This window comes from Rhodoflexus sp. (genome assembly GCF_053489755.1).
This window is the reverse complement of record NZ_JBRCHD010000011.1, coordinates 32600-56783: the sequence shown is the minus strand read 5'-3', so window position 1 is coordinate 56783 and position 24184 is coordinate 32600. Positions and strand designations below refer to the sequence as shown.

The window sequence follows — 24184 nt, the reverse complement described above, 5'->3', positions numbered from 1 at the left end:
TTACCCATTGCTGATAGCGGCGATGGCAGGTTTGATAGGGCGGATATCTGTCCGGCAAATCTTTCCATGCTGCACCTGTTCGCAGCACCCAAAGAATCCCGCCAGAGTACTTCTCTGGCATCTCTGCGTGGACGACCAGTTCCTGCATGAGGTTGCTCAAAGACAACCGATACGCGCTCCCACTGCATATCTGTTAAATCCATAGATAATCAAATAAAGCTCACTTCTATAACATACATACGCAAAATTGAGTTTTGAGATAGCTTCTAATCATTTTTTTGGATTTTGGTTTTATATTTTTCGTTCTTTATGCCTGCCCACAACGTTTTGCAGATTTGCGATGGGCGGGCTTTTCACCACAAATTTTCATTCGGAAAACTGAACTCTGGGCTACCACAAAACTGTCTGCGGATTACGAAACCTCACCTATTGCAAGTGTGCTGTTAGCGGCTTGCATACTGATCTTGTGAAACTTTCTGCGGTAATAATAAGTCACAATACCAAAAGCCACTGTCAAAGGGATTATCCGCATTGTCTTTGTCAGTGGTGTTACAGTTATAAGTTGAATTTTCTTTTTGTTTTGCTGACATGTATTTTCTGTAAACAATTTCTCCTTTTTCAAATGGAACTGGTTCTTTAAAAATTGGTCCATCAAAAACAAAAGTGTGAAACTCTCCATTCTCCCCGCAAGGATCAACATTGTCGGGCAAATCCTTTAAAAAATCATTATCAATTATTCTCCCCGCAAAACTTTTGTCTAAATATTTATCATTTACACAAGTAATAATTGTCTTGAATCCTAAATCAATGAATTCTCGGATAAGTTTGTCGGTGGAGATTCCCCACAATGGAAAAATTCCTTTTAAATTTAATTCAGATAGTTTAGTTTCCCTATACTTTCGTAAATCGTCTAAGAAAATATCGCCAAAGACAGATGCTGTAGCCCCTTTAGTTTTTAAATCTGTCAAAGTCGTTGTCATCACCTTTTCATACATTTCCATTGTCGGCATTTCGGGTATTTGCATTTTTATTAAAGGCAGGCCGATACTTTTTGCTTGAGTGTCCAACAGGTCAACTCTTACACCGTGCATTGAAATTCGTTGATATTGTTCGCTGATACTGGTCAATAAACACATTACATCGTATTGCTGTGTCTGCAAGATTTTATGCAAGCACAAAGTAGAGTCCTTGCCACCACTCCAATTAAATATGATTTTTTCTTTCAATTGTTTGCCTGTTTTGGAAAGTTAGTATTTGTCGTGTCTGCCGTGTCCGCAATGCTTGCCGCTAACGGAAAAGGCTTGGCGTAGGCGGGGTTTAAAAGCACTGCACTTCACACAAGCACAAAAGCAAATAAAAAGCACTTCACTACAAATTAGCACTTCAGCCCCGCTTGTCGCCAAGCCAATGTTATGCGTGGTTATTTTTCGCTAAGTATAATTCTATAATGGTATTGATTGTGGTCTGATTGTATGACTAAAACATGAACACCTTGTAAATGGTTTTCTACACTCCATTTAAACTCTGTTTCTGTAATTGTGTGAAACTTATTCGTTATTTCTTGCCCTTGTAAATTGATAAGTTTGATACTAACTTTTTTGCCTATCATTTCTTGTGGTACTTTGATGTTCAATTCACAATTAAAAGACGGATTAGGAAACACGATAGGTCTTGTTTTTATTATTGTATTATCAAATAGACTTGTAACCACCCCTTCGAACTCAAAAGCCCCAATGTCGCAGTTTCCCACTCTAACAGCGCCTCGCTGGTCAGTAATCGTACAGCTCGCACCAGCATTGATAGCAGCACTTCCTGACAAGATTGCCAGAGTTGGAATAGGACCGCCGTTGTCTTTTACAGCATCATCTAATTTGGGGTCTGCTACCGTAATATTTGGGGTACATAAACCATTGTTTGTCAGGTCGGTTCTTTGAGGCCACTCTAAATTGTTGCCTCCATTGATAAAATAAGGGGCTGGATTTGCTTGAAAGCCACCTGAGGCACAATTTCTTTGAATGTTATTTACCCCATAAGCCCCAAAATTATTAGTGGCGGTATTTTCCGCAATAATGCTGTTTTTGAGCGTGATAGAGCCTCCATGTCCAGCGATTCCCCCACCAAAGGCATTAGTTGAGTTTTTGGCAATCGTACAGTTATTGAACGAAAGCGTACTGCCGAAATTAGCTACCCCTCCCCCGCCGCCTGCCGTGCCGCCATTGGCTCGGTTGAAGGCAAAAGTAGAATTATTGATAATAACAGTAAAATTTGTGACATTGGGCGAATAAATGTTCAAACCTCCTGCAGCTCCCGAAGCAATATTACCATCAAAAGTAGTGTTGCTGATAGTGAGGTTGTTATTGCTACTGTTATCCACTCCCGCGTGCATGCCGCCGCCCGAAGGTGAGGTATTGCCCTTGAAATAACACTTATCCACTACACCGATAGTGTTGCCGTAGGTATAGTAAAACAGCCCCCCACCTTGCTTGATGTCAGTATTGTTGATGAATTTGCAGAGTGTGATGTTAATCTCTCTTGCAGCGCCATCAAATTTCGCTCCATCTATTATCACGCCTGCCCCTCCATTGTTGCCTGTGCCTGTGGTTTGGTTGTTTTCAAAAGTACAATTGGTCAAGGTCATATTAGAGAGTAAGCACTTGATAGCTCCGCCGTTGGGCGCAGTATTTCCTTTGAAGAGAGTATTAGTAACGGTCAAAAAGCCTTCATGAATTAGGATAGCTCCGCCGCCGTCTTCGGTATTAGAGCCTACGGGAGTCAATACATTGTTTTCAAAGGTACAGCCATTGATAGTCAATTTGACGTTCTTCCACATAGCGGCGATGCAAGCGCCGTTGAGAGTGGCTTTGGCATTTTTGAAGATTACGTTGTTGATGACCACTTCCGTACCGCCTCCAGAGATGACCAAAATACGCAAATCGGCTGTTGTATTTCGCTGAATAGTCGCTCCGTTTCCGTTGATAGTAATATCTGCCCCTGTCCCCGAAAAGCTGTTGATGATAGCAGGCAGTCCATTTCCTCCTCCAATGTTAGGGTTGGAAATGGTGTTATTCACTGCGGTCAGATTGTAGATTCCATTGTTAGCCAAGTTGATAATATCGGCTTCACTGTTGGCGTTTGCGGCATTGATAGCGGCTATCAAACCTGTCACATCACCATTAGCGATGTTGAAAACCTCAGCATTAAGTTGGATTTTCAATGCCATAAAGATTAAGAAAAAAAGAGAAATCTTCTTCATTTCGTTTAAACGTTTAAAATTAATGTTTATAGTTTTTAGTAGCATAATCACGCACAACGGAAAAGCATTTGTGCAGGGCGGGCTTTGTAGCACTATCGTTTCCACACGCACAAAAGCCAATAGAAAGCACAAATGTTTCATTTAGCACGTCTGCCCGCCTTGCCACAAATGCAATGTTGTGGGCTGTTTTTATTTTTCAAAATGGTAGTTCATCTTCAAGTTCGCTGTTTTCTGTTGTACTTACGCTGGTTGTTCGGGCAATCAATTTGTCCAACTCTAAAAACTCTTTCAACTTTGTAGGTAAAAAAGTTTTAGGATAATCTGTCAATGCCTGAATGGTATTTAGTATGCCTAAACTGTCTTTGTCGTCTGATTGATAGCCTAAAACTACTTCAAGTTTAGGAATGTTGAAGTGAATTTTATCAATTCCTGCACTTTTTAGAAGTTTCCAATTTGTTGTAATCATAGACTTATTAGTTTTCTCAGTTTTGTCCTTATGCCCATAAGTCTTATGAAATTCTTTTTGTGCTAAGCCATTTTCATCTTGACAGTTATTAAGTTCATCTACAAAATCATTGTCAAAATCCCAATCGTTAATTACGAAGTAGTCTAATCCAAAGTGCTTACATAAATCAATCAACAAATAAGCTGTTGCTTTGCCGTGATGCACAATAAAAGCAATATTTAGAAAACTAAGGTAAGTTTCTGCATATTTTCTGTTATTTGTTACCTTCTCTACTTCCTTTTCAGTAGCAATTTTATAGGCTAAAATATCATTTGGGCCTTCCACTAACACAACTTTGCGACTAAATAAAATCTTATTTAAGTTTGGTTCTATTGACTTAATATAACTATTGAAGTTAGCAAAAGATATGATTTCTTTTCCCTTATCATCTGTTGGCATTGTATGCGAAAACTCACCAACATTATTATACTTCTTAACAGTTTGCTTGCTTTGTTCGTCAAACTCTATCCGAATAATACTTTTGGTATCAAAAATATCAACCATTCTGTCCGAATGAGTAGTATAAATTACTTGATGTTCATTTGCCACTAAATTACATAAAACTGTCTTGTAAAAATACTCTTGGTGGTTTTCGTGTAAAAAACTTTCAGGTTCTTCAAACAGAAATAAACACTTATCATCTGTACTGCTTTCTGCAATAGCCTGAATAACAGCCATTACAAACATTGAGATATAGCCATCTCCAAAGTGGTCAATAGGGATTAAATTTGCATTGTCGCCATTCAAGCCAACCTTAAAAATCATTTGTAGAAAAATATCTTCATAGTCGGGCAAACCAAATTTCACATCACAATAATTATTTCGCAAATTGGTAGAGTAGTTTTCCTTAATCTTGTCTATAAAAGCACTGAGTTGGGAATTTTCAAGAACTTTATCCGTTGCCTTTGTTACTTCTTGTTCGTAGGTTTCTTGTTTTTTAGCCATTTCACCATCAGTATCAACAATTTTCTTTATGTGTTTGGCTAAAAATGATGTCAAATTACCCCAACTTGTTCTTTGAGTTTTAATTTCATCTTTGATATTATGAAAATTGATGTAGAAAATATTAAAGTATTTATTTGCCCCAAATGATTGATAATTGTCTTTTCCATCAGGATATTTAGATTGTAGTTTAGCCCCTTCAACCGATTGCCCATCAGTCTGAATTACTAACTCGTGAGTTCCATTTAAAGACGCAAGTTTTCCATCATATTTTCTCTCTGTACTACTGCTAATATTGATATTAAAATATGGGATATTTCCTATTTTAAGATTATGGAAATCAGTTATATCAAATGTCTCTTTTGAAATAAATTTAGTCCCTGTCCCCAATAGCAAGCAATTCATCAAATTTGTCTTTCCTGAGTTATTGTAACCAACTATCGCAATGGGCTTTTTGTAGTTCTTGTTTGGAAATGTAAACTCTTTTTCTTCGCCAAAAGAGCGGTAGTTTTTAATCTTGATAGAGTTTATTCTTATTTCTGACATTCTCGGTTTGTTTTTCGTTCTTTAAAATAGCCCACAACGGAAAAGCATTGGCGAAGGCGGGGGCTTAAAAGCACAAAAGTTGTGTAAAGCACTTCTGTTTATAGAAAGCACAAATGTTTAAATTAGCACTTCTGCCCCGCTTTTGCCAATGCAATGTTGCCTGCCGTTTTTGCTTTTTCCACACTTTGTCAGTTCGTTAGATTTAAGTTATCAAATGCGTTTAAGTCTATTGTTTCCAAATTGGTTTGTAACGGTTTAGCACTAAATTTACCTAAATCAAGTAAAATGTCTATGTGTCTTGGAAAATGCACAATTAGTTTCTCGTCTGAGAGTTTTTTCAGTCGGTTTTTAACATTGTGCATAAAAACAAGTTCGTTGTCATCTACCTTGTTGTCTGCTTGTACCATTCTTACAAGAACTTCAACCATTTGTAACTCTTGACGTTCAGACAAATCTGAACTTTCCAAAGTTTGAAAAAACATCTGTATTGACTTTGAGCCATTTTGTTTCAAGTCTGTAAACGCTAATTTCAACTCTGTTTCGTGGTCTAAACTGTCAAAATATGGCGAGTTTGTAAGCATTTCTTTCATCTCCGCAACTTCGCTTTCTGCAACTTCTCCGTCACAAGCCATAACGAAAAAAGCACCTTTGAAGAGGATTTTTCTAAATTCTATGTTTTTCATATTAGAACCCTATTTTACCTTGTTTAACTTGGTCTTGAACTGATTTGGGTAATAAATTAAGAAGTCGTTGATTTACTTCCCCTAATCTTTCCCAATCGTTTTCTTTGATTGCTCTTACTCCTGCTTCTATCAATATTCCTGCTTGTTGTTGGTCATTCATACGTACTCGTTGATTTTGTGCAAGGTCTTTGAAAATACCTACTATAAATTCTGGTGTTCGCCAAAGAATTTGAATAATCAAAGTATGCAATTCGTCTGTTGCTTCTTGAATTTTCAATGGACTACTTGAACTTAAAAAAGCCTTTTCACGAGAAACTATATCGTTAAAAACTTTTCTTTCATAGTCGTTACCATTGTCATTAATGAGTTTTTCACATTTTTCTTTTGTTTCCAAATAGTCATTTTTGGCTACTTGTGTTCTCTTGTCTTTGGTTGCATTATCAATTTCTTGGGCAATTTTTCGCTTGCGGTCTTCTAATTGATAACGATTGTCTGTAATGTCGTCATTAGTTAGTTTTTCGCTTTGTTCCTGAATTTCAGTCATTTGTTTTTTCAAAGACTGCAAATTTTTAGCGGTTTCATAATCTTCTCTTTCTGTTGCTTCCAAAATTTCAGTTTCCAATTTTTCAGAAAGTTCTTCCACTTGCTCAACTAAAACGTTGATAGGCGTATGCCTTTCTTTTGGGTTGAAAATTTGTTTAAATTCTTGGTCTGCCATTGTCAAATAGGCTGAAATGGTTAAATCTCTGCTTTCAGAAATTTCAATCGTAATTTCAATATCCGAACCTTTTGAAATATCCCTAACTACTTGGTTTCCTTTAATTTCTAAAAAACCAATGCTTAGATTTGCTTCGGGCAATGCCAAGTGTGAACCTTCTAATATTGAAATTCTTACACTTTCGTTAGAACCTTTTACAAGTGTTTTGTTTAGTGGTTTTGTAATTGTTTTGCGAATTGGTAAAACGGAATTTTTTTGAAAAATCAATTCAAGTTTTGTTCTGCCTAATTCTAAGTCATCAACTTCAAGGCAAATATCATTAGGCAAAGGCTGTCCTGTGATACCGTACCCGCTATTGATACCAATAAGTTCAGCATCTGTTTCCACAACGTTGTTTTGAGTATCATAAACCACAAACTTAAAGAAATTGTAGGCATTTTCTACCAAAGGTAAATCTTCGTTTATCTGTTTAGCCAATGGTTTTAGTCCTGTGTCAAAACCGCCATCTTCTCTTGTAATCCTGTAAGTTAAACCTGCTGTATTACCTTCAATTCTGGCAGCAAAATATTCTTCTTTTTCTTTACTTGCTTTTTCGTAAGCCATTTTTATTTTTAGGCTTACATTCTTTTTCTCCTTCTCGTCTGTCTCAAAAGATTTTGGTTTTGTACCTGCGTAATAGGCGGCACCAATAGCAACTGCTGTTGTGGGGTCTATATCACAATTTACAGGAATTTGCAACATTTCTTCTACTCTTTTGCGAACATAAGGAATAAAAGTAGAACCACCCACCATTAACACAAACTGTATATCTTTTGAGCTCAAAGAGTTACGAACAAGTATCTTCTTTACCATTTCAATAGTTGAGTCTATGCTTGGTTTTATGATATTCTCAAACTCTGATCGAGAAATTGTAATATACTCGTCTATGTCATTCCTTTCTTCATCTGTAATTTGTACGTTGATTTCTTCTGATGTTTGAGAGGATAATGCAATTTTTAATTTCTCTGCTAAAAAACGAAATGCTAAAAATTTTCCATTGTACTTGCCTGATGCACTTGTCATTTGGCTTTCCAAGTCGGAAAACTTACCTGCCTTTTCTAATTTTGGGATAATTAATTTACGAACTATTTCATCATCAAAGTCTGTTCCGCCTAAGAAATTGTCGCCTTCGTGGTCAAGAACTTTCATTTCCCCTTCTTTTATTTTTACTAAGGCAACATCGAAAGTGCCACCACCCAAATCATAAACTAACCATTGTCCGTCTGCTAATTCTTTGTCTTTCTTTTTATTTGCATAAGCCAAACTTGCTGCAATAGGTTCTTGCAATAAAACTACTTGTTTAAAACCTGCTTGTAGCCCTGCTTCTTTGGTGGCATTGGATTGGATTGTGTCAAAAGATGCAGGAATAGTTATTACAACGCTATCTAATACTTCGCCTGTCTGAACAAAATTTTTCAACTCCTTTAAAATCGCTGCCGAGAGTTCAATAGGTGTTTTGGATTGGTTGAGTACAGGAATTTTATAACTTTCGGAAGTTCCCATTTTACGTTTAAAACGTGAAATCACATTTTTGGGGTCTTTTTCAGCAAATTCTTTTGCTTTATCGCCCACAAAAACTCTGTCTTTGCGAAAAGCAACGACAGAAGGAAGGGTCTCTTTCCAAGTAGACGGATGCTTAAATATTTGTACTTCACCTTTTACAAATTTGGCAATAACTGAGTTGGTAGTCCCCAAGTCAATGCCAAAGTTTATCATATTTTCCATAATCGTGAATTGTTTTTGAATTAAGAAATTGAATTTTTAGATTGAACCACAACGACTGCTTTTTGAACAATTTGGTTTAAACCGCCTTGTTTAAGTCTGATAATTGGTTTGATAACTTCCGTTATTACCAAATTTTCGGTACTTTCTCCCGCTATACTTGCTTCGCAGTCTAAACGAGTTTGGTCGTAGGCTTCGCCCAATGGATTATGAACCGTTAAACCTGATTGACTTTTTTCGTACAAACGAGTTTCAAACAAATTTTTCAAATTTGTTAGATTTCGTGAAATAGTGTTGGCTTCTTGGATTTTTTCCAATTTTTTCTCAATCTCAAAAATTTGGTTGAGCATATCCAAAAACACTTTCTCACTCTCAGGAAATTTATATGTCTGCATTATTCTGTTTTTTAATTCGTTGATAAATTGGGTTTAAAATATGCTTACGCACAAATGCATTAATTTTAGGTCTGTTTTTCAATTTTTCAGCCCAAAATGGCGAAAAGTAATAGTAAATTGTTACAAAATATCTCCCAAAGATATTTTTCAGCAAAAACCTATCTCTAAAATCACGAAAAGCCATTACTTCGGGTGCATCACAATCACCATAACAGGCAGTAGCAATATAACAACTGCTTGAATTGTTGGCTGATGCTTGACTTTGTTGCTGTTGCATAACTCTTAATGCTTCTCCTTGTATTTTTCTGCCTGCCCTATCGACTGAATTTTCTATATGACTTTTCAAAGAATAATCATTTTTGCCAATTTCAGATAATCTTGCAATAAAGCTTCTTGCATAATTAGTTTGTAAACTTTCGCAAAGTTCAAGTAATTCATCAACTAACTTTCTTTTCAAATCAGAATGACTGAAACTTGCAATTTGAGCAAGGTTATTTCGTGAAAACAAGTTATCAAGAAATTCTTTTACTTTATCTTGATTAACTGCCAATGCACTATGTATGCGTATTTGCAAATTTATATTTGAAATAACACCAATAAGTTGGTTCAATTCTTCTCTTTGATGTGCTGTTCTTTTTCGCTCAATTTCTTGTAAATCTCTTGCTGCTTCTCTAATTCGTTGTTTCGTTTCATTATCACTTACATTGATCTTCTGAGCAATTTTAATCAATGAGGTTGCTGTTTCAAGGTCGCTATGTTCGTTAAAAACTGCAACCGATAAAGCCATAATTGCTAATGCTACTTGTTCACGTATTTCATCAAATACATCAGGCTGTTCATTCAAATCATCAATATTAACAAGATTGTTTACTTTTGATACAAGATTACTAACATTATTGTTATTTTCAGTTCCTTGTATCAATTCTTGCAACTGACGAATGGCAAGAGCATATTTTAGAAGTATAGGGGCATACTTTTCTGCTTCTGCTCGTTCTTTATGAATTTCAGCAATTTGATTGTAGTCCTTTTCAAGATTTCGCTTTGTCAAATTATTGATATTTAGTTTCAAAGCAAATTCTATAATTTGCAAAGCAACTTCCGAACTGTTTAGATTATTAAAAACTGCCACTGAAATATTGCGTAATTTTTGAGCAATATCATTACGCTGTGATTGAAAGTAGTTAGGTAAGATGTTGTAAATATTGATTTTTATCATTTTTTGCAAATCTGAAAAAACATCTTCTACACTATCTTCTTGATAATTAGTTTCTTCGTTTTCAATATCTATTCGGATTTGGTGTAATTCCTGTATTTGATTGCTAATAAATTCTCTAAGGTTTTGATATGCCTTGTCTGTTTGGTTAGGGCTTACTAAGATTGGATTTGCAACAAGTTTTTTTAGTAGGCTTGTCTTACCTTCTTTAAAGGTCTGAAAAATGACTTTGTTATATTGGTAGGCAAAATATGGGCTTACAAACTCAATAAAATCAGGATTGCTAAAAATTCGGTGTGTTTGGTAGTTGGCAAAAAACCAAGTATCTCCTGAACTAAGAAAATTACTTAATTCAGGGTTGTTTTTGATACTCCAATAAAATTGGCTTTTCTGTTCGTTGTCTAACTCGTCAGTAGCCTTTAAAAAGTCTGCTTTGTAGATTTTGAGGTTCTTAAACTCAATACTTCCATCATCCGATAAGTCAAACTCGGTTAGTTTTCTACGTTTAGCCTTTTTGACTTCGCTGTTGTCTGGCGTGTCAAGTTCTAAGACTTCATAAGGATTTACAAATTTCATCTATAATTCAGTTTTTCGTTTTGTCGTTCTTTAAAATGGCAGGCAACTAGTTAATATACGCAATCAGCGCATATCCTTACAGCAATAATAAGCATTGATATGCTTTTAAACAAATTAGGTTAAAAAACACTTTAACTATTGGATGAACAGATAGTTGAAGCAGCTGACAATACAAAATGCGCATTGCGGCAATACAACCTGCGCAATAGCAATATGACTTGCGCCAATCCAACCGACAATACAAAATGCGCATAAGGCAACAGCTATGATTTCTTATTTAAAAGCAAGACTTCTTCTGCTATTATTTCGGTAATATAACGCTTTTTTCCTGACTCGTCTTCGTAGCTTCGCATTTTGAGATTGCCTTCTACATACAAAAAACTGCCTTTTTTGATATATTTTTCAGCAATATCTGCCATATTTCGCCAAAAATAACTGTATGCCAATCAGTTTGGGTATGTAGTTGCCCCTGTTCGTCTTTGTAGCTGTCATTGGTTGCTAATATCAACTTAGCTACTTTTAACTGATTACTAAGTGTTTTTACATCAGGGATATCACTTGCATGTCCAATAAGCGTTACTTTATTAAAACCTTTCATAGGCTATTCCAGCGTATCTAATGAGCTTTTAATGTTGGAAACGTATTTTTTACTTACATGTGTATAACGAAGTGTTATTTTGATGGCGTTATGTCCCAGTAGTTCTTATATTTATTTCCAATAGGTGTGTAGCAAAACTATGGCGTAAGCCGGGTATGCCGACTTGCTTGTTAATCTTAGTTTTTTGCATAGCATTTCGGAATACCTGCCGTGTGCTACATGTGCGTACTGTTCGCCTTGCTGTCCTTCAAAGAGGTATTTCTTTGATCGGTATTGACGGTAATGTATACAAGCGCAAGTGTTTTGCGGGCAAATTAAAGTCAATCGTTGCACGCGTAATCTGTTATTCTGAAACGTAGCGTTGCTAACGATTTTAGCCATTGCACGCCGCCTGCAATATCTAACCATATGCAGGACTTTTGTGAACGGTATATGAGCGCTTGTATTTGCGTATAGCGCAAGTCTAAATTATCTAACAACTTAACAATGTCCTTTTCGTGATAGTTAAATTTACAAAACCTCGACGATGGTCTGTGCAGATAAGCCTGCATCTAAGGAATGACAGAAATCTTAATATAGCATTTTTGGTCGCGTTCTTTCTTGCGCAGCTTTCTCAAATAGTTTCGCCTTTCTGTGTCAAGCGTGATTTATATACAGCTAAACTAAATGTTTTTTCGCATTTCGGATGCTACTGTGTATAACTGGTTATCGTTTAAGGTAAATCAATCAACCCATGCGTAACAATTCCATTGCACATCGGTTATTACCTGCAATGGAAAATACCGTACTGGTCTGGTTGCGCAACGACTTGCGCCTGCACGATAACGAAGCGCTCTACAAAGCCGCTGTCCGCACAAAAAATGTCGTTCCCTTTGTTTGCATAGACCCGCGTCAATTTGAGCCTACCCAATTGGGCTTTACCAAAACGGGGGCGCGAAGGGCACAATTCCTGCTGGAAGCTATCGCCGACCTGCGCCAACGGCTGCAAGGCATCGGCAGCAATTTGGTTGTGCGCATAGGCAAACCCGCCGAAGCGGTTGCCGAACTGCAAAGCGCAACCGGCGCTACCTTACTCTACGCCTCACAGGAAGTAACTTCCGAAGAATTAGCTGATGAGGCTGCCGTAGCAAGCGTTTTACAGCAACGCGGCGCACGGATGTTTACTTTTTGGCAAAGCACGCTGTACCACGTGGATGATATTCCTTTCCGCAATATTGAGTTGCTGCCCGATGTGTTTACCGAATTTCGCAAGCAGACCGAAAAAGCTGCCCGCGTGCGCGATATTTTCCCCGTTCCTGCCAAGCTGAACCCCGTTACGGTGGAAATCGGCGCTATCCCGACGCTGGAAGATTTGGGATTGGAAGCGCCTGAACCTGACAGCCGCGCTTTGGTAACGTTCAAAGGCGGTGAAACGGCGGCACTGGAACGGCTGCAACAGTATTTCTGGAAACAAGACCTGCTCAAAGTTTACAAGGAAACCCGCAATGGATTGCTGGGCGCTGATTTTTCGTCCAAGTTTTCGCCCTGGCTGGCGCTGGGCTGCCTTTCGCCGCGCTACGTTTTTGACCAAGTGCAGCAATACGAAGCAAAAAAAGTCAAAAATGATAGCACCTACTGGCTGATTTTTGAACTCATCTGGCGCGATTATTTCCGTTTTGTGGCGCTCAAATACGGTACGCGCCTGTTCAAAAAAGGGGGAATTAAGCAAGACGCGCGCCTGCAATGGGTGCAAAACGAAAGCCTTTTCCAAAAATGGGTGGACGGCAAAACGGGCATTCCGTTTATTGACGCCAATATGCAGGAACTGGCAGCTACGGGCTTTATGAGCAATCGCGGCAGACAAAACGCGGCAAGTTTTCTGGTCAAAGACCTGAAAATTGACTGGCGATGGGGCGCAATGTACTTCGAGCATGCCCTTCTGGACTACGACGTTTGCAGCAACTGGGGCAACTGGAACTATGTGGCAGGCATCGGCAATGACCCGCGCGAAAACCGCTACTTCAACATCCTCAAACAAGCCAAACAGTATGACCCGCAAGGTGCGTTTGTCAAACACTGGCTGCCTGTGCTGAAACCTGTTCCTGCCGCGACCGTTCACGTCGTCGGCGACCTGAACCGCAGCGAACTGCAAAGCTACGGCATTCAATTGGGCGGCAACTACCCCTTCCCCATCGTCAAAAACAGCAAATGGCTGAAAGGGTAGCGCAAAATTTAATCGCAAGGGATGCAACTTATACTGCACTGCTGCGATTAATAACTCACATTCTAAACGACAGATTGCGTTTGAGTCTTCTCCGCTCACGATCAGCGGGCAGACAACTCGTTGAGTGAGAGCCTCTGGAAATAGTCTTTGATCCCCTCTATGTCTGTTTGATTGTTGGCTTCTACCTTGACTAAAAATCTGCCGGCAATAACTGCTGCCAACTCTGCTATTTGTCTGTTCTTCTGCAAAGTAATTGAGCCTTTAATTTCAGATCCTTGCTTAAAGCCTACTTGCTTCATCTCGTTGTTTTCCATCGAAATTTCAGCGGCCATGCTAAACATCGCCAATGCGCCCTGCGCCGCAGCATTTGCGCCGCTGTTATAGTCGGTGAGTTCAAAACTGATATAGCTGTCCCCGTTCACAAGTTTTTTGCGGACAGTAGAAACGCTCATACCGGCTGTAGTAGTGGTTTCGCCTCTTAGCTCGCTTGTCTCCGATTTGAAATCATCAATAGCATCGGGAATGAAACGGGCAAGCTCGGCGTAGGGAATAGCCAAAGTATCGCCGCGCCTAATGCGCTCTTGCAACTTTTGCTCTGCATTTTTCTGCGATTGCTCTACTGCATTTGCCATGTCTTGGATCTTGTCGAGGGCATTCGTAATCCCAACCTTCTCGCCTTCCTCCATTTTTCCTTCGGACTTTGAGCCTCCGCAACTGAAGATTGTCGCTGCCAATGCAAGCACGACAATACCGACTTTAAATCGTTGGTTCATAAAGTTTGATGTTAGGTCTTTGTTGAAAACAATAGATTAAAGTTAGCAAATTCCCGCCATAAATTTAAATTTGACGAGCAGTTATTTGGATACTAACTTTAAACATGATCAAGCGCTTTGTTTCACTTCTGACTATACTCTGGGGGATCGTCTTTTTGCTACATGGGCAAAACAACGAGCGTGGAATGCCCTTCATCAAAAACTTTCTCCCTAAAGAATATAAAGCCGGACTGGCAAATTGGGCAGTTGTGCAAGACAATCGCGGCATCCTGTATTTTGGCAACGACAATGGCATTCTGGAATACGACGGCAGCGAATGGCGCTTCATCAAAACGGGCGGAGTAATCCGCTCGCTTGCCAAAGACAAAAACGGACGCATCTACGCCGGTGGTGCGGGACATTTTGGCTATTTGAAGGCAGACTCGCTCGGACAGATGCGTTACCAGCCGCTGCACACTCTGCTGGCAGAGGACAAACGCGCATTTGGAGATGTATGGACAGTTAATTGCCTCACCGAAGGGGTGTTTTTTCAAACTGATGAATTTATTTTTATCCTCAAAGAAAACAAAGGACAAGCCTACCTACAGACGGTACCTGCTACTACATTTTTCACCTTTGGCTATGCGGTACGCGACCAGTTCTACGTCCAAAAAAGCGAATACGGACTGATGAAGTGGGTAGGCAGCAGGTTGGTTCCCGTCAAAGATACAGAGGCGCTCTCTGCCGCGCTGATCAGCCAAGTACTGCCTTGGGGCGACAGCGAACTGCTGATTTGCGTACAAAACATGGGACTTTACACCACCCAACAAGGCAAAATAGTCAAATGGAATACGGAAGCGGACGAAATACTGCGCGACTTCAGGAGCTACAACGCCGCGTGGATAGGCACGGGCAAAAATAAAACGCTGGCGATCGGCATGCTGGGAATTGGCGTACTGATGCTGGATGAAAAAGGCAAACTCAAGGCTATTTACAACAAACGCAACGGCCTAGCAGATGACTTTGTACTATCTTTTACCGAAGATGGACAAAACGGGCTTTGGATAGGCATGTACAACGGCATCGCCCGCATGGAGTATCCTTCTGAATTTCAACTCTACAACGAACAGTTTCAGCAACTCAAAGGCGCAGTCAATGCGATTACCAAGCATCAGGGAAGGCTCTACGTGGCTACTTTGAGCGGGCTTTTCCGGCTCGCACCCCGCGAACTGACACATGCCGCTGCTACCCGCCGCTTCTACGATACTGAATTTGAGGCTGTTGCAGGCTTCAAATTGGATTGCTGGGCGCTACTCCCGATAGATAAAGACCTGCTCGTAGGCACTTTCATGGGCGTGAAGCTCTTGCGCGGCGATGCAGTGAGCGACGTTGGCAACGAAGAAACCCCACCTAATATTTTCTGTTTTGAACGCTCGAAAATAGATCCCGATCGTGTATTTGTCGGCTCGGCCTACAGCGTGCGCAGCATTTACCGCAAAAACGGCAACTGGATTGATGAGGGGCGATTTGATGGACTGCGCGACGACATTCGCCACATCAAAGAAGATAAAGATGGCAATATCTGGGCAGCATCGCTCAATAATGGGATCTATCTGATTGATTTTGTGCAAGGCAGCAGCTACAGGTTCGGTATGCAGCCCAAAATCCGAAGGCTGGGGCTTGCCGACGGACTGCCTTCGCTGAATGACAATCATTTGATGCTGATCAACGGACAGATCCGAATAGCCACCGAACGCGGCATTTACAAATACGAAGGTGGCAAACTGATTCCCGATGAGGCATTTGACACGCCTTTCAACCGCGAAGGGCGAAAGGTACTCCTGCCCACCCCAGACCGCAAGGGCAACATCTGGCTGTTTTCTACAAACAAAGGCAAAATCGAGGCAGGATTTCTGCAAAAATCCGATAAAGGATTCGATTACAAACCCGGCTCACTCAATCGCTTGCAAGATTTACATGCCGTACAGGCGCTCTACACGGGCGATAGCAGCGCCATCTGGTTCAGCGACATTGGCGGCATTTATCGCTACGAGCGCAGAAGCGATATCTCTACCGATTTCACCTTTCAAACCTTGATTCGCCGCGTAAGCATAGGCCAAGACTCTGTTATTTTTAATGGCAACTTTGCCGATAAAGACGGGTTGGCAGTACTCGAGCAGGGGACTATTTTCAGTCCTGACCTACCTTATGAACTGAACCGCATCCGCTTCGATTTTACCGCCACAGCCTTCAACAGTCCGTATGCAACTTACTTCCAAACCAAGTTAGATGGCTTGGAAACCGATTGGGAGACTTGGAATGATAGCCGTAGCAAAGAATATACGAATCTGGCAGCGGGACACTATGTCTTTCACGTTCGCGCCCGCGATGTATTTGGCAATATCAGCAGCGAAGCACAATATCATTTTGCTATCAAAGCTCCATGGTATCGCTCTATGGTAGCTTATGCGCTCTATGTCGTGTTAGCTATTCTACTTATCTGGCTGGTTGGCGAGTGGCGAATACGGGCTATCGCCAATGAAAAGGCATACCTGACGCAGCAGGTTGCCGCTCGCACACAGGAGTTGAGCAATGCCAATGCGGAATTGGAAGCGACGCTGGCACAGGTAAAAAATCAAAATGAAATTATCCGGCAAAAATCTGACGAACTGGCACGTGCCAACGAGCAACTGTTCGAGTTAAACAGCGCCCTGAGCCGTACATTGGCACAGGTGCAACTGCAAAACAAAGAAATAGAACGTCAACGCGATCAGATTCGCCTGCAAAAGGAAAATACCGAAAGCAGCATCCGCTATGCCCGCCGCATCCAAGATGCTATGCTTCCCGATACAAAAATATTATCCCGCTTTTTTTCCGGAGCATTTATTCTCAATCGCCCGCGTGATATTGTGAGCGGCGATTTTTACTGGTTTACCGAAAAGCAAGGGAAAATTATGGTAGCCGTAGTAGATTGTACCGGACACGGCGTACCGGGCGCGATGATGAGCATGTTAGGATCTTCGCTTTTGGACAATATCGCTGCTCGGCAACCGGTTGCAGACACCGCACTGATCCTCAATGAAATGCACCGGTATATCAGATTGGCGCTACAACAGGAAAAAAGTATGAACAGCGACGGTATGGACATGTGCCTGATCTCCTACGATCCGCTGGAGCGCACTGTACAGTTCTCTGGCGCCCGCAACTCGCTTTACTTGGTGCGCAGCGGCGTACTAACAGAATACAAAGCCGACCGACAGTCTATTGGCGGATTCCAAAAAGAAGCCGAGCGACTTTTTACTGCACAGACAATTACCGTTCAGACAGGCGATATACTCTACCTCTTTTCCGACGGCTATGCAGACCAGATCGGCGGCAACAAGCGACAAAAATACATGGTCAAGCATTTCCGAAGCCTTTGCGAGCGCATCAGCAGCATTCCTATTGTGCAGCAGGAAGGCGCTTTTGCTGCAAATCTTGCGGACTGGATGGGTGAAGAGGTGCAGTTGGATGATATTCTGGTAATGGGCTTACTAATCTAATCAAAGCAATTTCATCAGGCTGCAAAGCAACAACAACAGCAAAGCCGCAGGTGTGAGGTATCTCCAGCAAAGCGACATGAGTTGGTCTATCCGCAAGCGCGGATAAGTCCAGCGCACCAGCATTTGCAAACCTACCAGCAGCAGCCCCTTGCTAAGCAACCACACAGCGCCCCACAGCCATGCCGAAAGATGTCCGGGTACGCCACTTGTCCAGTCGGCGAGGCGCAGCGCACCTATGTTCGGCAGCGGAGTATTCCAACCGCCCAAAAACAGCGCTGCCGCGAGCAGACTCACGAGCAGCATCATGCCGTACTCGCTCAGCATCAGCAGCCCCCAGCGAAAACCTGCATATTCTGTCTGATAACCCGCAATTAGTTCCGATTCGGCTTCGGGCAGATCGAAAGGGGCGCGATTGCATTCTGCCAGCGAAGCAATGAAAAAAATCAGGAATACAGGCAATAGCAAAGGATAGCGAACGATATTCCACTGCAAAAAGCCGCCCCATCCGCCACTATCGGCAGCAAATATTCCCTGCTGCCATGCCATTTGCTGCAAGTTGAGCGTACCCGTACAAACAGCTACACACAAAACAGCCAGCCCAAGCGGAATTTCATACGAAACGATCTGTGCAACAGAACGTATGGCTCCAATCATAGAAAACTTGCTGTTGCTCCCCCAGCCAGCCATCAGGATGCCCATAACATCTAAGGAAATAATTGCCATCAGTGCAAAAATACCGGTAGCGCTGTCCGAACCAATCCCCTGTGGGGCAAGCGGAATAAAGCAAAAACCTGTAAATACAGAGGCAAATATGACGAAGGGCGCAGCCCTGAACAGCACGCCATCGGCGCTGCGCAGGACAATATCTTCCTTTTGCAGCATTTTGAGCAGGTCTGCTACTGTTTGCAGCAGACCGTAATAGCCCGTTTCCATTGGCCCGAGGCGATCTTGTATAAAGGCCGCCATTTTTCGCTCCGCATAAACGGCAAAAACCGTGTAGAGCAGTAGAAAGCCAAGAAAGAAAAGGAACAGCAAAATTGTAGTAGGCATGGCTGTAAATTCTTTCTTGCAGATTAAATATCCGATTAAAAACGCCGCCGGTACCCGACTACAGAATATACCTGCTCAAGTCGCGGTTTTTGACCAACGAACTCAGTCGCTGTTCTACCATTTCCCTATTTACAGCCAGCTTGGAATTAGGCGGAATAGTATCAGGAACTTCAAACAAAAACTCGTTCAATAGGTGGCTCATCACGGTATGCAAGCGGCGCGCACCAATATTTTCTACTTCCGAATTGATAGCAAATGCGACTTCTGCGATTGCTTCCAGCGCATCATCGGTAAAAGTCAAATCTACATTTTCGGCTGCCAGCAACGATTGATACTGTTTGGTCAGTGCGTTTTTGGGGGTTTTCAGAATCTGATAAAAGTCGTCTTTGGTGAGGCTCTGCAACTCGACGCGGATCGGGAAGCGCCCTTGCAGTTCAGGGATCAGGTCGGAGGGTTTGGATACGTGGAATGCTCCGGCAGCAATGAACAGGATATGGTCAGTATTGATGGTTCCGTATTTGGTATTCACTGCGCTGCCTTCTACGATCGGGAGCAGATCGCGCTGTACGCCTTCGCGGCTCACATCAGGCCCTCCCGATTTGCCCGAAGACGAAGCAATTTTATCAATCTCATCAATGAAAATAATACCTAAATTTTCGGCTTTCTGCAAAGCAATCTGCTTTACTTCGTCCATATCAATCAGTTTGGCGGACTCTTCGTCTAAAAGAATGCGGCGTGCTTCGGCAATAGTAACCTTGCGTTTGCGGCTCTTTTTGGGCATCATGTTGCCGATCATCTCTTGCAAATTCATCATAGAGACCTCATCAATCGCACCACCGACAATGCTCATGCCGACATTATTGTTTTCAACTTCGATTTCGATTTTGCGATCTTCCAGTTCGCCGTTGCGCAGTTTTTCGCGGAAACGCTCGCGGGTGCGTTCGTTGAGTTCAACCTCCGAATCACTGATTTGAAAGCCAATTGCACCTTCGGGCTGACTTCGCTTAGATTTTACAGGCGGAATCAGCGCATCTAAGATGATGTCTTCTACCGCTTCTGCCGCTTTTTGCTGTACTTCTTGGCGCTTTTGCATTTTGACCATATTTACAGACTGCTCTACTAAGTCGCGCACCATGCTTTCCACATCGCGCCCTACATAGCCTACCTCAGTAAATTTCGAGGCTTCCACTTTCACAAAAGGCGCATCGGCTAATTTGGCTAAACGACGAGCAATCTCGGTCTTGCCTACGCCTGTAGCACCAATCATTAGAATGTTATTCGGCACAATCTCGCGTTTCATCTCAGCCGGCGCATTCATTCGCCGCCAGCGGTTGCGCAGTGCAATAGCAACATTGCGCTTAGCATCGTGCTGCCCGATGATATATTTATCTAATGCAGCAACAATCTGCTTAGGAGTCATGTATTCGGGTTGTTCAAGCATATTAATCGGGCTTTAGCTACTTACAAAAGTACGATGTTTTTGTGATCATTGTGCCTACTAACCGATTGTTTGGGCTTATGCCTCTTGCAGGGGGCTAAATTTTTTCAGTTCACAGATCAAAAAATTTTCTCTCTTCAAAAGATGCAATTCAAACTTTTTTTCGTTATATTAATACCTACGTCATCTATGGTATTACTCTAACGAAACGTTTGCCTTATGAGAGCAAGGGGTTACTTCTTTTTCGCTGCATGGCTGCTGATAAGCATAGCCGGCAAAGCGCAACAATCACAGTGGGGAATTGATGCACGGCTATCGGTCAATATTGAAAACGGACTGAGCCACAACAACGTGATGGCTGTCATTCAGGACAGCCGCCAGTATCTCTGGATTGGCACACAAAATGGGTTAGACTGCTACGACGGGCGCAGTATCCGCAATTTTACACTGCTGCCCGGCAAGTCGCTGGAGGTTCGTGCGCTTTTGGAAGACAAACAACAGCGCCTCTGGATTGGCACCAACGCGGGGCTTTTCCTTTTCCACAGGCAAACCGAACAATTTACACACTTTCAGCATGACACGGCAAACGTGCTTTCGCTTGCTGACAACAGCATTTTCAGCCTTGTCCAAGACCGCGCCGGCCACATTTGGATGGGTACTGGAATAGGAGTTTCGCGCATAGACCCCGAAAAACAGATTTTTTTCAATTATCCGTTTCAGGGAGCTTACACACAAGGGCTGAGCGCTGTTTACAGCATCACAACCGATGCAGATGGCAATATCGTTGCTTCCTCGCTGGGGCAGGGCGTACAAGTCTATTCGCCCGCCGAAGAGGTTTTTGTTTCCTATCCGCTCTATCCGCGCCAGTTTCAGCGCGATTATGTCATCCGTCTGCTCAAAGACGCGAAGGGACATCTGTGGGTAGCTACCTTGCAGGGCCTGCGCCGCATAGATACCCGCACAGGCAGCGTCCGCTCCTTCACCGAAGCCGACGGACTGCCGAATAACTACGTAGCTTCCCTTGCCTCCGACGAAAACGGGCGGATTTGGGCAGGCACCAAACAAGGCGGACTTGCCTATTTTGACGACAGCCGCTGGCAAACCATTGAAGATACCAAAAGCGAATACAGCCTTGCAAAGGGCAAAGCTATCCAAACCCTTGCCACCGACTCAGGCAATATTTTGTGGGTAGGCACAGCAGGCGGCGGGCTGGCAGCATGGAAAAACGAAGCCAACTATTTCAGCATTCACTCACAAATTGGCGAGGTAACAGCAATGGCACAACAGGGCAGCAACTATTGGGCTGCCTCAACAAAAGGCTTATTCCGTATCAATAGCACAGGCGAGGTACTGGAACGTATAGAAAAAGTGCCGCAGGGCACTATCCGCGCCCTACTTCCCGCGTGCGACGGCAGCCTCTGGATTGCCAACGAGCAAGGCATCTATATCCGCCGCAGCGAACAGTGGCAATACCTCCGTCCGGGTTGGGAAGGTCCCGAAGAGGGAACCATTACCACGCTTTTTGAAGACAGCAAAGGGCGCATTTGGGTCGGAACGCAGGAAAGCGGGCTTTACTGCTCAGGGGATTTACCCAACCAATGGTTAGTTTTTCGCCACAACATCAAGCGTCCGCAAAGCATTGCCGACAACCACATCCGCTGCATCGCCGAAGATGGGCAAGGCACTATCTGGGTGGGAACAGCCAGCGGCGGACTGAGTCGCTGGGACGGCAACGACGGCTTCATCAGTTTCAGACACGAGGCGGGCAATCCTAACTCTTTGCCCCACAACAGCATCAAAAGCCTTTTCACCGACGAACAAGGCAGTTTTTGGGTAGGCACTTTTGCAGGGGTGGCGCTTTGGGAGCCACAGCAAAAGCATTTTCGCACTTACCATTTTGACCACGTAGCGCTGGGCGAAGCTATTCAGGACATCCGCGCAAGCAAAGGCCGTATGTGGGTATTTACCCAACGAACCCTGATGCAGTTTGACCGCAAAAACGGGCTTTTTGTGCCTTATCGCATTGTCTCACCCGCTTCGGCGCTTCAATATACCACGCAGGCGCTTATCAGCCCCGAAGGCGACTTGCTCATCGGTACATCGCAAGGGTTGGTGAGCATCCGCTCTGCCATAGCTGATTTGTACGCAGGTCGTTCGCTGCCTCGCGCCTTTTTCCGCTATGCCAATTACCAAGCGGACACTGTGCAGGTGCAGATTCCCTTAGACGGCTTGCAGGAACTGACTATTCCTTATCAGGCAGCCAATGTGCGTATTTCTTTTGCCTCGCCAAACTTTGGCTATCAGGCAGCGCCTGTGTTCAGCTACCGCCTTAGCCCTGCGAGCAGCCAATGGTCGGAGCCGACAACTGAAAGTGAGATCACGTTGGGCAAACTTGCGCCCGGCAACTATACGCTCTACCTGCGCGTGCTGGGCCCCAAAGGATGGAGCCTGCCGACTGAACTGTTGGTGCGCGTGCGTCCGCCTTTCTGGGAAACATGGTGGTTTCGTTTGGCAGGTACGCTCTCGCTTATCGGGCTGGGGTTAGTTACCTATCGCGCCCGCGTGCGTCGCATAGAAAAGCAGAATGAGCGATTAGAACGCATCGTAGAAGAACGAACTGCACAAATTGCCAACCAGAAAAACCAATTAGAGCGTGCCTATCACAACGTACGCACTATCAGCGAAATCGGGCATCGCATCACCGCCCAGCTGCACAGCGAACAAGTAGTCGGCGAAGCCTTTGCAGGCGTAAGCGAACTGGTAGAAGCCGCCCTCTTTCGTATTGGAATTTATGACGAAAGCAGCCGTAGGCTGGCGTTTTATGGCTTCCGCAACGGCGAGGCAATGCCGCTTGTTTATCATGAAATTGAAGTGGGTCAAAAACGCCTTTCCGCCGTTTGTTTCCAATATCAGTTAGAAATCGTTATCAACGATTTTACTAAGGAAGCCCCTGAATATGTGGCAGATGAGCACATGGAATACAACACCGAGCAGCCGCTTTCTGCTATTTATCTGCCGCTGACGCTGAACAACAAAACCATCGGCGTATTTACGGTGCAAAGCTACCGCCGCAATGCCTACCAGACGGCAGATGTAGATTTCCTACGCGCCCTTGCAACTTACCTTGCTGTAGCGATTGACAATGCCCGCGCTTACGACCGCTTGGATGAAGCCCGCCGCCAGATTGCCCGCCGCAACGACCAGATCGTGAACAGCATCCGCTATGCCGAGCGCATCCAGAAGGCTATTTTACCTGCCGAATCGGATTTACAAGCATTGTTTGATCAATTTTTCATCTGGTATCAGCCCAAGGACATTGTTTCGGGCGATTTCTACTGGTGCCACCGCGAAGGTAACCGTAGGTGGGTAGCCGTAGCAGATTGTACGGGGCACGGCGTTCCCGGGGCGCTCATGTCTGCCATCGGGCATAGCATCCTGACCGAGATCGTTGCCCGCCGCCGCATTGTCCAGCCTGCTGAAATTCTCCAAGAGGTACACGAAGAGTTATGCAGGACGCTACAAACCGACAACGGCATCCACGATGACGGCATGGACATCGCCCTCTGTCTGATTGAAGGTAACGAAGTAACTTTTGCCGGAGCCAAACGTCCGCTGTATGCCGTTAGGCCAAGAGGTAATGCTTCCGAAAATCGTTTAGTTGAGTTGCGCCCCAACAGGCAATCCATCGGCGGCAAACAGCGCAACAGCGAAGTGCGTTTTGAACAAAGTGTCGTATCGCTTCCTGTAGGTACGATGCTTTACCTCACCTCCGACGGACTCGCCGACCAGCCCAACCCGAACCGCGAAAAGTTAGGCAGCATGGCGGTTAAAGAACTACTCATGGCGCTTGCACACCTGCCCGTCGAGCAGCAGGCAGAAGAACTGCGCGAAATTTTTGACGAGTTCCGCCGGCAGGAAAGCCAGCGCGATGACATTTGCATCATGGGGATTCGGTTGTAGGACATCAAGGAATGCTGCCACCTTGCATATTGCGGGCGCTGCTGTCATG

Annotated in this window: 16 protein-coding genes; 3 read left to right on the top strand and 13 right to left on the bottom strand. The window is 43.4% G+C overall.

Features of this window, described 5'->3' with window-relative positions:
- From ACWIP2_RS02235 to ACWIP2_RS02190, 10 genes are all read right to left on the bottom strand, one after another.
- A partial coding sequence (locus tag ACWIP2_RS02235; RefSeq protein ID WP_448518267.1) for a transposase occupies positions 1 to 121 on the bottom strand: 121 nt, incomplete at its 3' end.
- Positions 122 to 443: 322 nt separating this feature from the next.
- On the bottom strand, positions 444 to 1226 hold the full coding sequence (locus tag ACWIP2_RS02230; RefSeq protein ID WP_448518266.1) for a Dph6-related ATP pyrophosphatase: 783 nt from the start codon (positions 1224 to 1226) through the stop codon (positions 444 to 446).
- Between the two features lie 194 nt (positions 1227 to 1420).
- Positions 1421 to 3220: a choice-of-anchor Q domain-containing protein gene (locus ACWIP2_RS02225; protein WP_448518265.1), complete on the bottom strand. Its 1800-nt coding sequence runs from the start codon at positions 3218 to 3220 to the stop codon at positions 1421 to 1423.
- A 229-nt stretch (positions 3221 to 3449) separates the two neighbouring features.
- A complete protein-coding gene (locus ACWIP2_RS02220; protein WP_448518264.1) occupies positions 3450 to 5246 on the bottom strand; it encodes an ATP-dependent nuclease in 1797 nt (598 codons plus the stop codon).
- A 188-nt stretch (positions 5247 to 5434) separates the two neighbouring features.
- Positions 5435 to 5929, bottom strand: a complete 495-nt coding sequence (locus ACWIP2_RS02215) for a tellurite resistance TerB family protein (protein WP_448518263.1) — start codon at positions 5927 to 5929, stop codon at positions 5435 to 5437.
- Position 5930: 1 nt separating this feature from the next.
- Positions 5931 to 8411, bottom strand: a complete 2481-nt coding sequence (locus ACWIP2_RS02210; protein WP_448518262.1) for an Hsp70 family protein — start codon at positions 8409 to 8411, stop codon at positions 5931 to 5933.
- A 20-nt stretch (positions 8412 to 8431) separates the two neighbouring features.
- Positions 8432 to 8803 (bottom strand): hypothetical protein, encoded by a 372-nt coding sequence (locus ACWIP2_RS02205; protein WP_448518261.1) that lies wholly within the window; start codon positions 8801 to 8803, stop codon positions 8432 to 8434.
- The gene (locus ACWIP2_RS02200) at positions 8790 to 10592 is read right to left on the bottom strand and encodes a CFI-box-CTERM domain-containing protein (protein WP_448518260.1); all 1803 of its coding nucleotides are present in this window, start codon (positions 10590 to 10592) and stop codon (positions 8790 to 8792) included. The genes ACWIP2_RS02205 and ACWIP2_RS02200 overlap by 14 nt, the downstream gene beginning before the upstream one ends.
- Before the next feature lie 263 nt (positions 10593 to 10855).
- Positions 10856 to 11011: a single-stranded DNA-binding protein gene (locus tag ACWIP2_RS02195; RefSeq protein WP_448518259.1), complete on the bottom strand. Its 156-nt coding sequence runs from the start codon at positions 11009 to 11011 to the stop codon at positions 10856 to 10858.
- Positions 10960 to 11190, bottom strand: coding sequence for a single-stranded DNA-binding protein (locus ACWIP2_RS02190; protein WP_448518258.1), 231 nt, complete (start codon positions 11188 to 11190; stop codon positions 10960 to 10962). Before ACWIP2_RS02190 ends, ACWIP2_RS02195 begins: the two co-directional genes overlap by 52 nt.
- A gap of 733 nt (positions 11191 to 11923) precedes the next feature.
- Here ACWIP2_RS02190 and ACWIP2_RS02185 point away from each other — a divergent pair.
- A complete protein-coding gene (locus ACWIP2_RS02185) occupies positions 11924 to 13393 on the top strand; it encodes a DASH family cryptochrome (protein ID WP_448518257.1) in 1470 nt (489 codons plus the stop codon).
- A gap of 101 nt (positions 13394 to 13494) precedes the next feature.
- Here the strand turns inward: ACWIP2_RS02185 and ACWIP2_RS02180 are convergent, their stop codons facing one another.
- Entirely contained in the window at positions 13495 to 14166 is a 672-nt protein-coding gene (locus ACWIP2_RS02180; protein ID WP_448518256.1) for a hypothetical protein, read from the bottom strand.
- 104 nt (positions 14167 to 14270) lie between these two features.
- On the opposite strand from ACWIP2_RS02180, the gene ACWIP2_RS02175 reads away from it, so the two are divergent.
- Complete coding sequence (locus ACWIP2_RS02175; RefSeq protein WP_448518255.1) at positions 14271 to 17687, top strand: SpoIIE family protein phosphatase; 3417 nt, start codon at positions 14271 to 14273, stop codon at positions 17685 to 17687.
- Here ACWIP2_RS02175 and ACWIP2_RS02170 read toward each other — a convergent pair whose 3' ends face one another.
- Together ACWIP2_RS02170 and hslU are read right to left on the bottom strand one after the other, a co-directional pair.
- Entirely contained in the window at positions 17688 to 18737 is a 1050-nt protein-coding gene (locus tag ACWIP2_RS02170) for a complex I subunit 1/NuoH family protein (RefSeq protein ID WP_448518254.1), read from the bottom strand.
- A gap of 58 nt (positions 18738 to 18795) precedes the next feature.
- Positions 18796 to 20178 (bottom strand): ATP-dependent protease ATPase subunit HslU, encoded by a 1383-nt coding sequence (gene hslU, locus ACWIP2_RS02165; protein ID WP_448518253.1) that lies wholly within the window; start codon positions 20176 to 20178, stop codon positions 18796 to 18798.
- A gap of 216 nt (positions 20179 to 20394) precedes the next feature.
- Here hslU and ACWIP2_RS02160 point away from each other — a divergent pair, with 216 nt between their 5' ends.
- The gene (locus ACWIP2_RS02160) at positions 20395 to 24135 is read left to right on the top strand and encodes a two-component regulator propeller domain-containing protein (RefSeq protein WP_448518252.1); all 3741 of its coding nucleotides are present in this window, start codon (positions 20395 to 20397) and stop codon (positions 24133 to 24135) included.
- Positions 24136 to 24184: the final 49 nt, after the last annotated feature.